Source organism: Achromobacter sp. 2789STDY5608621 (genome assembly GCF_001299375.1).
GTDB classification, from domain to species: domain Bacteria; phylum Pseudomonadota; class Gammaproteobacteria; order Burkholderiales; family Burkholderiaceae_B; genus Achromobacter; species Achromobacter insuavis.
In genome coordinates, this window is the sequence record NZ_CYTU01000014.1 from 119897 (window position 1) to 130464 (window position 10568).

The 10568-nt window shown below is 68.4% G+C and carries 11 protein-coding genes; 5 read left to right on the forward strand and 6 right to left on the reverse strand.

The annotated features are described in order from the left end of the window. The first annotated feature begins 4 nt into the window (after window positions 1–4). The 3 genes from AOZ53_RS15950 to AOZ53_RS15960 all read left to right on the forward strand — a co-directional run bounded on the left by AOZ53_RS15950 (window position 5) and on the right by AOZ53_RS15960 (window position 2715). The gene (locus AOZ53_RS15950; RefSeq protein WP_054433771.1) at window positions 5–1471 is read left to right on the forward strand and encodes a glutamate synthase subunit beta; all 1467 of its coding nucleotides are present in this window, start codon (window positions 5–7) and stop codon (window positions 1469–1471) included. Window positions 1472–1612: 141 nt separating this feature from the next. Next, a complete protein-coding gene (locus tag AOZ53_RS15955) occupies window positions 1613–2191 on the forward strand; it encodes a chromate transporter (RefSeq protein ID WP_054488454.1) in 579 nt (192 codons plus the stop codon). Next, window positions 2188–2715: a chromate transporter gene (locus AOZ53_RS15960; RefSeq protein ID WP_054488455.1), complete on the forward strand. Its 528-nt coding sequence runs from the start codon at window positions 2188–2190 to the stop codon at window positions 2713–2715. Before AOZ53_RS15955 ends, AOZ53_RS15960 begins: the two co-directional genes overlap by 4 nt. A gap of 64 nt (window positions 2716–2779) precedes the next feature. Here the strand turns inward: AOZ53_RS15960 and AOZ53_RS15965 are convergent, their stop codons facing one another. From AOZ53_RS15965 to AOZ53_RS15990, 6 genes are all read right to left on the reverse strand, one after another. Then, complete coding sequence (locus tag AOZ53_RS15965; protein WP_054488457.1) at window positions 2780–4117, reverse strand: purine-cytosine permease family protein; 1338 nt, start codon at window positions 4115–4117, stop codon at window positions 2780–2782. A gap of 154 nt (window positions 4118–4271) precedes the next feature. Continuing rightward, window positions 4272–5261 (reverse strand): 5-oxoprolinase subunit C family protein, encoded by a 990-nt coding sequence (locus AOZ53_RS15970; protein ID WP_054433764.1) that lies wholly within the window; start codon window positions 5259–5261, stop codon window positions 4272–4274. Further along, window positions 5251–6126 (reverse strand): 5-oxoprolinase subunit B family protein, encoded by an 876-nt coding sequence (locus AOZ53_RS15975; RefSeq protein WP_054433762.1) that lies wholly within the window; start codon window positions 6124–6126, stop codon window positions 5251–5253. Before AOZ53_RS15975 ends, AOZ53_RS15970 begins: the two co-directional genes overlap by 11 nt. Then, the gene (locus tag AOZ53_RS15980) at window positions 6123–7511 is read right to left on the reverse strand and encodes an acetyl-CoA carboxylase biotin carboxylase subunit (protein ID WP_054475205.1); all 1389 of its coding nucleotides are present in this window, start codon (window positions 7509–7511) and stop codon (window positions 6123–6125) included. Before AOZ53_RS15980 ends, AOZ53_RS15975 begins: the two co-directional genes overlap by 4 nt. Window positions 7512–7514: 3 nt before the next feature. Further along, window positions 7515–7757 carry an acetyl-CoA carboxylase gene (locus AOZ53_RS15985; RefSeq protein ID WP_054433758.1) on the reverse strand — a complete coding sequence of 81 codons (243 nt, stop codon included), beginning with the start codon at window positions 7755–7757 and terminating at the stop codon, window positions 7515–7517. A gap of 38 nt (window positions 7758–7795) precedes the next feature. Further along, window positions 7796–8566, reverse strand: coding sequence for a 5-oxoprolinase subunit PxpA (locus tag AOZ53_RS15990; RefSeq protein ID WP_049070601.1), 771 nt, complete (start codon window positions 8564–8566; stop codon window positions 7796–7798). Window positions 8567–8824: 258 nt separating this feature from the next. Between AOZ53_RS15990 and AOZ53_RS15995 the strand changes: the two genes are divergently transcribed. Continuing rightward, window positions 8825–9742 carry a LysR family transcriptional regulator gene (locus tag AOZ53_RS15995; protein ID WP_054433757.1) on the forward strand — a complete coding sequence of 306 codons (918 nt, stop codon included), beginning with the start codon at window positions 8825–8827 and terminating at the stop codon, window positions 9740–9742. A gap of 129 nt (window positions 9743–9871) precedes the next feature. Continuing rightward, window positions 9872–10513 (forward strand): OmpW/AlkL family protein, encoded by a 642-nt coding sequence (locus AOZ53_RS16000; protein WP_054433756.1) that lies wholly within the window; start codon window positions 9872–9874, stop codon window positions 10511–10513. The last annotated feature ends 55 nt before the right edge of the window (window positions 10514–10568 follow it).

Sequence of the window (10568 nt, forward strand, 5' to 3'; positions counted from 1 at the left end):
TACCATGGGAAAGATTACCGGCTTTATGGAATTTCAGCGTCTGCAGGAGGCCTCCGAGGCCCCGCAGAAGCGGCTGAAGAACTGGCGCGAATTCGTGCTGCACCTGACCGACGACCAGGCCAAGCAGCAGGCGGCGCGCTGCATGGACTGCGGCATCCCGTTCTGCAACAACGGCTGCCCGGTCAACAACATCATCCCCGACTGGAATGACCTGGTGTACAAGCAGGACTGGCGCCGCGCGCTGGACGTGCTGCACTCCACCAACAACTTCCCGGAATTCACCGGCCGCATCTGCCCGGCGCCGTGTGAAGCCGCCTGTACCTTGAACATCAACAGCGACGCCGTGGGCATCAAGTCCATCGAGCACGCCATCATCGACAAGGGCTGGGCCGAAGGCTGGGTCGCGCCGCAACTGCCGGCGCGCAAGACCGGCAAGAAAGTCGCCGTGGTCGGCTCCGGCCCCGCCGGCATGGCCTGCGCGCAGCAGCTGGCGCGCGCCGGCCACTCGGTCACGCTGTTCGAGAAGAGCGACCGCATCGGCGGCCTGCTGCGCTACGGCATCCCCGACTTCAAGCTGGAAAAGCACCAGATCGACCGCCGCATCTCGCAGATGGAAGCCGAAGGCGTGGAATTCGCGCCCTCGACCTACGTCGGCAATCCGTCCGACCCGGTGGCCGACGGCCTGACCGTGCGCACCCCGGACTCGCTGCTGGCCGAGTTCGACGCCGTGGTGATGAGCGGCGGTTCGGAAACCCCGCGCGACCTGCCGGTGCCCGGCCGCGAGCTGTCGGGCGTGTACTTCGCCATGGACTTCCTGCGCCAGCAGAACAAGGCCGTGGCCGGCGACCGCCTCACCAACCAGACGCTGGCCAAGGGCAAGCACGTGGTGGTGATCGGCGGCGGCGACACCGGTTCCGACTGCGTTGGCACCAGCAACCGACACGGCGCGGCCTCGGTCACGCAGTTCGAGCTGATGCCCCAGCCGCCCGAATCCGAGAACAAGACCATGACGTGGCCGTACTGGCCGCTGAAGATGCGCACTTCGTCCTCGCACGAGGAAGGCTGCGAACGCGACTGGTCGGTGACCACCAAGCTGCTGCAGGGCAGCAACGGCAAGGTCGAGAAGCTGGTCGGCGCCCGCGTCGAGTGGTTCAAGGACGAAGCCACCGGCCAGATGAAGATGCGCGAGGTCGAAGGCTCGGAATTCGAGATCAAGGCCGATCTGGTGCTGCTGGCCATGGGCTTCGTGTCGCCGGTGCAGACCGTGCTGGACGCCTTCGGCGTCGACCGCGATGCGCGCGGCAATGTGCGCGCCAACACCGACGACTACCGCACCAACGTGGAGAAGGTCTTCACCGCCGGCGACATGCGCCGCGGCCAGTCCCTGGTGGTCTGGGCCATCCGCGAAGGCCGCCAGTGCGCGCGCTCGGTGGATGCCTACCTGATGGGGTCGAGCGAACTGCCGCGCTGATCGCGCCGCGTTGCCAGGCCGGCCATCGGCCGGCCCCCGCTTTCGCCGCCCGGCACATCGTGCCCGGCGGCGAAATTCTTTCAGCCAGCCGACATTTCGCATTGCGTAAGATGCGGCATCGACCCCATCGCGCCGCCCGCCATGTCCTCCGCTGACCCCGCCGTTGCCGCACCGCCGACGCTGCCGCAGATTTTCCTGGCCTTCGCCAAGGTCGGCCTGACCAGCTTCGGCGGCGGGCTGAGCGGCTGGATGATGCGTGAATTCGTGCAGCAGCGGCGCTGGCTGTCCGAATCCGATTTTCTCAGCGGCCTGGCGCTGGCGCAGTCGTTCCCCGGCGTGAACGTGGTGAACCTGGCCATCTGGATCGGCTTTCGCCTGCGCGGCGGCCCCGGCGCGCTGCTGGGCGGCCTGGGCATCACCGTGCCGCCGATGCTGGTGGCGATCGCCGCCGCGGCGCTGTTCGCCCGCCTGGCCCAATCGCACGGCCTGCACGTGGCGATGGCGGGCGTGGCGGCGGCGGCGGTGGGCGTATCGCTGCAGACCGGCCTGCGCGCCGCGCGGCGCGCGCTGCAGGGATGGGTGCCCGCCGCGGTCATGGGCGTGACCTTTGCCGCCATCTTCCTGCTGCGCCTGCCGTTGTTGTGGGTGGTGGGCGTCATGGCGCCGCTGTCGATCGGCATCGCCTATTCGCGCCTGCGGCGCCGGGAGCGACAGCCATGAACCTGGCCACGCTGCACGACCTGTTCGCGGTCTTCACGCCGCAGTCGTTCCTGACGGTGGGCGGCGGCCAGAGCATCCTGCCCGAAATCCACCGCCAGGCCGTCGACAACTATGGCTGGATCACCGAAGCGCAGTTCCTGGACTACTTCGCCCTGTCGCGCATCACGCCGGGGCCGGCCTCGCTGCTGGTGACGCTGATCGGCTGGCAGGTGGGCGGCTGGGCCGGCGCCATCGCCACCTCGATCGCGATCTTCCTGCCCTGTTCGCTACTGATCTATGCGCTGGCGCGGGTCTGGGCGCGATATCGCCACGCCACCTGCGTGCGCGCCATCGAGGCCGGACTGGTGCCGGTCGCCGCCGGCATGATCCTGGCCTCGTCGTGCACGCTGCTGCGCGCCGCCGAGGGCGGCGCGTGGGCCTGGGGCGTAGCCGCCGCCTCGACGCTGGCGCTGGTCTACACCCGCGTCAGCCCCTTCCTGATGCTGGCGCTGGGCGCGCTCGTGTTCCTGGCCGCGCTGGCCTGACACGCGACGCCGCCCATCGTTGCGCGGCGCACCGTCGACGCGGCGCCCACCGGACGGCATGGCGCTAGGCGCCGCCGCCCTGCATGCGCTGGCCCGACACCGCGGCCTGCCCCAGCCAGTACACCACGCCCGCCACCACGAAGCTGGCCGGCGCCGCGAACGTCGCGGCCAGGCCGCTCACGTGCATCAACGCCAGGCCGCTCGCGGCGCCCGCGAACCAGGCGCCCAGGCCACGGCGGTTGTAGGCGCTGCCGCCGCCCGACGCCGGCGTGGACTCGCCCGCCGCCAGGATGTGCACCAGCGCCACCGCGACCCACGCCACCACGAAGATGCCCTGGTAAGCCAGCGCCTGCAGCAGGTAGGCGAACACGTCGAACAGCATCAAGGCGTACGACACCAGCCCCACCACCACCGCCCACGCCGCCTTGGGCCAGCGGCCCAGGCCGAAGCGCGCGAAGAAGGCCTGCATGTTGATGGTGGCCAGGTAATAGTTGGCGGTGTTGATGCGGGTCTGCGTCACCCAGACGAAGAACAGGCCGCCCAGTCCCATCAGCTTGAGCAGCGCCAGCACCACCGACACCTCGCTCAAGGCGCCATCGCCGGGAATGATGGCGACCAGGTAGATGCCGGCCACGCCGTTGAGCAGGAAGGTGACCAGGTAGAACGGCATGCCGAAGTTGTAGCGGCCGTGGTAGCGCGCATCCTCGCGGCGGCCGAAGCGCGCGTAATCGAAGGTGAACATCATCAGGATCCAGACGCCCATGTAATACACGTAGGCGTCCCACCAGCCGCCCGCCACCGGCCCGCCGGCCGGGCCGAACGCCAGCCAGGCGTCGCTGTAGCCGTACTCGCGCGTGGCCAGCGCCACCGCCAGCAGCAGGCCGCCCAGGTAGAACGGCAACAGCACGCCGTTGAACTTGTCGAGCCAGCGCTGCACGCTGCCGAAGATCAGCAGCACGCTGTAGATGACCACTAGCAGCGCGAAGGCCCAGTACGGCACGGCCGGGAACATGTGGTGCGCGGCCACCGCCATCACCGAACCCTCGAACACGGCGTAGTAGATGGCGGTGGCGAAGAAGATCAGGGTGGCCAGCGCCGCGCCCGAGGTGCCGAACACGCCGCGCGAGAACAGCGCCACCGACTGGCCGGTGCGGATGGCGTAACGCGAGATGACTGCGTTGATCAGGCCATAGGAAATCACCGACAGCACCATGCCGATGATGGCGTTGCGGGCGCCGTAGTTGAGCGCCAGCGTGGCGCCGACCACGATGTAGAAGATGGCGCTGCACACGGCCCACCAGGCCATGGTGAGCGGGAATCGGCCCATGCGGTCGGCATCGGCCACGGTGGCTAGGGAAGTGTCCCGGTCGGAGGACGAGGAGCTGGAAGCAAGGTTGGCCATGGAGGCTCTCCTGACGTGCTGAAGAACCGCGGAATGCGGACGAGTACGGCGTGCAGCGTGTGAAACTCGAAAAGCACAGGCGCAGGCGCGCCCGCCCGGCCTGTCGGAACAGGCCGGAAGGAAAGCAACGATCAACGGGGAAACGGGGCGGGGATCAACCCATGGCGGCACGCAGCCTGTCGAGGCGGGCGCGGTAGTCCTTGCGGGCCTGCAAGGCCGTTTCCAGCGTGACCCGTTCGAAGCGGGCCTGCTGGTTGGGCTGCATCTGGCCGACCTTGTCGAGATCGGCGCTGATCACGGTGCCGATCATGGCGTAGCCGCCGCCGGACACGGCATCACGATGCAGGATGATGGGTTCCACCCCCGCCGGCACCTGGATGGAACCGATGGGATAGCAGGCGTCGACGATGTTGGACGGATCGGCGCCCGCGCCGAACGGCTGCTCGCGCGGCTGGAACTTCAGCGCGCGGCCCTTCTTGTAGCGGTAGCCGATGCGGTCGGCCTCCGAGGTCACGCTCCAGGCGTCCTCGTAGAACGAGGCGGCCGATTCCGGCATCAGGCGATGGTCGTACAGGCCCGGCACCACGCGCAGTACCTGCTCCTTCGGGCATTGGCTGGCGAGCTCCGGCGGCAGCGCGCGGCCGACCCGCGTCCCCGGGCGCGGCACGCCCACGCGCAAGCGGTCGCCGGCCTGCAGGCGGCGGCCGTCGAAGCCGCCAATGGCGCCCAGCGTGTAGGTCGAGCGGCTGCCCAGCACCTCGGGCACGTCGATGCCGCCGGCGATCGCCAGGCAGGCGCGCGCGCCGGCCTGCACGAAATCGAACGACAGCCGGGCGCCGGCCGGCACCGCCAGCGCGGTGTTGCAGGCCTGTGCCTGGCCATCGATCCTGGGCATCATGGTGGCGCCGGTGACGGCGATCACCGCGGCGCGCGTGAAACGCAGCTCGGGGCCCATCAGCGTGCATTCCAGCACCGCCGCGTCCTCGGGATTGCCCACCAGCAGGTTGGCGGCGGCCAGCGCGTACTGGTCGAGCGCGCCCGAGGGCGGAATGCCCAGGTGGTAGTAGCCCTGGCGGCCACGATCCTGGACCGACGTCGCCAGCCCGGGCTTGATCACTTCGATGAGCGGTTCGTCATGCGGCATGGAGCGTCTCCAGAAGGCGGGCGTTGTACTGCTCGGGCGCCGCCATGAATTCGGACAGCGAGAACGACACGGGGCGGATGTCGAGCTGGAAGGTGCCGGCCTCGACCCGCGCCACCGCCGCGTCGTACTCGGCGCGGCTGATCGGCTTGAACTTGACGATGTCGCCGGGGCGGAAGAACACCATGGAGTCGCGCAGGTGCGCCTGGCGCTGCGCGGGCTCGAAGATCGGCGCGGGCGTCACGCCGAACATCTGGTAGCCGCCGGCGCCGCGCACGGAATAGATGCAGGCGAAGCAGCCGCCATGTCCCACCGTGTGCTTGGGCGTGTCGGTGCGCGGCCGCAGGTACTTGGGCACTTCGAGCTGGCGCTCGCGCTCGACCATCTGGAACATGAACGGCAGGCCGGCCACGAAACCAACCATCGACACGAACCAGGGCGCGCTGGAATGCGCCGCGATGAATGCATCGGTATCGGCAAAGCCATTGATGCGCGCGGCGTACTCCAGGTCGGTCGAGGCCGGGTCCTGGTGGCGCTCGCGAAAGCGCATCAGCGTCTCGTGGGTCCAGGGATCGTTGTAGAGCACCGGCACCTGGATGACGCGGGTGTCGAGCCGCAGGTTGTCCAGGTCGATGGTGGCCTCGATCTCGCGCAGGATGGCCAGCATGGCCTCGGGCGCGACCTGGTCGGGGTCGTAGCGGATCTGGTACGAGGCGTTGGCCGGGCAGATCTCGCTCACGCCGGGCACGGCGCGCTCGCGCAGCGCGCGCGTGATGGCCATGCCCTTGAAGAACGCGGCCAGCGACATCGATTCGCTGATCTCGGCGAAGATGAATTCATCGCCGCCATGGGTGTAGCGCACCGTCATTGGGTCCCCTCCCGCTGCTGCATCCAGCTTTCCAGGTAGTTGGTGTGATAGTCGCCCGCCAGCACGTCCGGATCGGCCACCAGGGCGCGATGCAGGGCCAGCGTCGACGGCACGCCCTCGAATTCGGTTTCATCCAGCGCGCGCGCCATCCGCGCCAGCGCGGCGTCCCGGTCTTCGTCCCACACGATCAGCTTGGCCAGCAGCGAATCGTAGTAGGGCGGCACCACGCTGCCGGCGTACACCATCGAGTCGATGCGCACGCCCGGCCCGGCCGGCCAGCGCACGTGCGACACGGTGCCGGGGCCCGGCGCGAAGTTGCGCGCCGGGTCTTCGGCGTTCAGGCGGCATTCGATGGCGGCGCCGCGCATGGCGATGTCCGCTTGCTTGAAACGCAGCGGCTCGCCGTCGGCGATGCGCAGCATCTCGCGCACCAGGTCGATGCCGGTGATGGCTTCGGTGATCGGATGCTCGACCTGGATGCGCGTGTTCATTTCGATGAAGTAGAACTCGCCGCGGGTCTCGTCGTACAGGTATTCCAGCGTGCCCGCGCCGCGATAGCCCACCGACTCGGTCAGGCGCAGCGCCGATTCGCACAGCGCCTGGCGCAGCGCGGGGCTCAGCGCCGGCGACGGCGCCTCCTCGAACACCTTCTGGCGCCGGCGCTGCAGCGAGCATTCGCGCTCGAACAGGTGCACCGCGCGCTCGCCGTCGCCCAGCACCTGCACCTCGATGTGGCGGGCGCGCGGCAGGTAGCGCTCCAGGTAGACGCCGCCGTCGCCGAAGGCGGCGCGCGCCTCGGCCTGGGCCATGGGAATGGCTTCGCGCAGCTGCGCCTCGTCGGCCGCCACGCGGATGCCGCGGCCGCCGCCGCCGGCGGACGCCTTGATCATCAGCGGATAGCCGATCTGCGCCGCGTGGCTCAGGGCCTCGTCCAGCGAGCCCACCACGCCCTCGCTGCCCGGCACCGTGGGCACGCCCGCCGCCTTGGCGCAGGCGCGCGCGGCGGCCTTGTCGCCCATGCTGCGGATGGTGCGGGCGTCGGGGCCGACGAACACCAGGCCGGCGTCGGTCACGGCCTGGGAGAAATCGGCGTTCTCGGCCAGGAAGCCGTAGCCCGGATGGATCGCGTCGGCGCCGCTCTCGCGCGCCGCGGCCAGCAGGGCCTCGGCATTCAGATAGCTGCGGGTGGCGTGGGCCGGCCCGATGTGGACGGCGGCGTCGGCCAGGCGCACCGCCAGCGCGTCGCGGTCGGCGTCGCTGTAGACCGCCACCGTGCGCATGCCCAGTTCGCGCGCGGCGCGGATCACGCGCAGCGCGATCTCGCCCCGGTTGGCGACCAGCAGGGTCTGGATGCGGCGCGGCCGGTAGAAGGAATGCACGCCCATGCCTCAGCCCTCGATCCGCAGCAGGGCCTGGCCCGGTTCGACCGGATCGCCGTCGGCCACCAGGATCTCGGCGACCACGCCGCCGATCTCGGCCTCGATCTGGTTGAACTGCTTCATCACCTCGACGATGCCGACCACGTCGCCGGGCTGGATGGTGGCGCCCACCTCGACGAACGGCGCGGCGTCGGGACTGGGCCGGCGATAGAAGGTGCCGGGCAGGGGGCTCTGGATCTCTTGCTGCGACATGGGTTTTCTCCTTGGAATGTGTGGGAATGATGGGCGGATCAGGACAGCCGCGGCGGCGCGATGCGGATGCCGTGCGCCTCCAGGCGGGCGCGGGTGGCCTGCACCAGCGCCAGCGCGCCGGGCGTATCGCTGTGGATGCAGACGGAGTCGAAGCCGATCGGAATGTCGCGGCCGTCCACGGTGCGCACCTTGCCGTCGGTACACGCGCGCAGCACCTTGTCGGCCACCTGCTCCGGATCGAGCGCCTGGGTGTAGCGCGTGAAAACGATGGAGCCGCTGGCGTCGTAGTCACGGTCCGCGTAGAACTCGCGCACCACCGGCAGGCCCAGCTCGCGCGCCACCTTGCAGGTCAGCGAGTTCTCCATGCAATACAGCATCAGCGTGGGCTCCAGGTCGCGCAGCGTCTGCACCAGGCGGCGCGACAGGGTTTCGTCGCGCGCGGCGCGCATGTAGAGCGCGCCATGCGGCTTGACGTGCTGCAGCCGCAGGCCATAGAGGCGGGCGAATTCGCGCAGCGCGCCGACCTGGTAGACGATGTCGTTGACCAGGCCCTCGGCGTTCTCGTTCAGGTCGCGGCGGCCGAAGCCGACCAGGTCGCGAAAGCCGGGATGCGCGCCGATGCCGATGCCATGCTCGCGCGCCATCACCACGGTGCGGTTCATGATGTTGGGATCGCCGGCATGAAAGCCGGTGGCGATGTTGGCCGAGCTGATCAGCGGCATGATGGCGTCGTCCACGTCATCGCCGATCTTCCAGGAACCAAAGCCCTCGCCCATGTCGGAGTTCAGGTCTATCGTCGCCTTGCTCATGAAACAGGATCTCCTTCTTCTTGCAGGCCGGCTGGCCGCGCGATGCCTGCACAGTAGCGAAGCGTCCGAGGGATAAAAAGTTCTTTTTTTGGATCAATCCTTATCTGAATTTCAGATGCCCCACGTTACGCACCAAATCGGAGCGATCGATAAATTCCTATGAAATTTCAGGGATTTCCCTGAGATTTGCCGCACCCCGATGGCGCGGATAAACAGATATTCTGGTGGCTACCTATCTATTAATCAGATATTGCCGCCATGTCGCTTACCCTCCGGCAGCTCAAATATTTCGTCGCGGCCGCCGAACTCGGACAGATCTCCCAAGCGGCGATCCAGCTGGCGATCTCGCAATCCGCCGTCACCACGGCCATCCGCGAACTGGAAGAGATCGTGGGCTCGCCGCTGTTCCAGCGCAGCGCCAGCGGCGTGGCGCTGACCGAGACCGGACGCGGCTTTCTCAACCACGCCTACAACATCCTGTCCTCGGTCGACGAGGCGCTGCGCATGCCCAGCGCCGATGCGCGCGAAAGCGGACGCCTGCTGCTGGCGGCGTCCTACACCGTGATCGGCTACTTCCTGCCGTACCACCTGCAGCGCCTGTCGCAGCTCTATCCCAACCTGGACATCCAGCTGCACGAGCTCAACCGCAACGCCATCGAGGAAGGCCTGATCGCGCACCGCTACGACATGGCGGTGCTGCTGACCTCGAACGTGGTGAATCCGGAATTGGCGGTCGAGCACTTCTTCGGCTCGCCGCGGCGGCTGTGGGTGCCGGCGCGCCATGCGCTGCTGGCGCGCGACACCGTCACGCTGGAAGACGTGGCGCACGAACCGTTCATCATGCTCACGGTCGACGAGGCCGCGCACACCGCGCTGCGCTACTGGAGCGAGACGCCGTTCCGCCCCGACGTGCGCCTGCGCACCTCGTCGGTGGAAGCGGTGCGCAGCATGGTGGCCAACGGCGGCGGCGTGGCGGTGCTGTCGGACATGGTCTATCGGCCGTGGTCGCTGGAGGGCCGCCGCATCGAGACCATCCAGTTGAAGGATCCGATCCCGCCAATGAACGTGGGGCTGGCGTGGCGCAAGGGCGCGGACATCACCGGCCCGATGCGCGCGGTGCGCGACTATTTCCGCCACGCCTATGCCGTGCCGCGCGGCACCGACAATTTGCGTTGAGTCCGATTCGCGCGGGGTTGTGGCGCCGCAACCACGCGCCATGTCCCCGCTTGATGCACGTCAAGACCGGCTTTTCCCGCCTCTGCGAACCTGAATGCCTACATTCACGCAATACACGGAGAGAGGAAAATGTTCGCGATGTATCGGCGCACCCGCGCCCTTGCCCTGGCCACTGCCTGCGGCGCCACCCTGATGCTTGCCGCCCCCGCCCATGCCCACGAAGCCGGCGACATCCTGTTCCGCGTCGGCGTGACGCAGGTCCGCCCCGCGTCCGACAACGGCACCGTGCTCGATGGCAGCGTCAAACTCGACGCCAACAACAACGTGCGCCCCAGCTTCACGCTGGCCTACATGGCCACGCGCAACATCGGCATCGAACTGCTGGGCGCCTGGCCGTTCCAGCACGACGTGAGCGGCAGCGGACTGGGCAAGATCGGTTCGAGCAAGCAGTTGCCGCCGACCCTCAGCCTGCAATGGCACATTCTGCCCGACAGCATGGTGCAGCCGTATATCGGCGTCGGCATCAACTACACCAAGTTCTTCGACACCAAGGCCGAAGGCGCGCTCAAGGGCTCGGACCTGAAGATGGGCGATTCGTGGGGCGTGGCCGCGCAACTGGGCGCGGACATCAAGATCAGCGAACGCTGGTTCATGAACGCCGACATCCGCTACATCGACATCAAGTCGAAGGTGAAGCTCAACGGCGAACACATCGGCACCGCCCGCATCAATCCGTGGGTCGCCACGCTGGGCGTCGGCTACCGCTTCTGATACCCGCCCCCCACCGGCTACTGGCGCCGCTGCGCCAGTAGCTGCCGCAACGCCT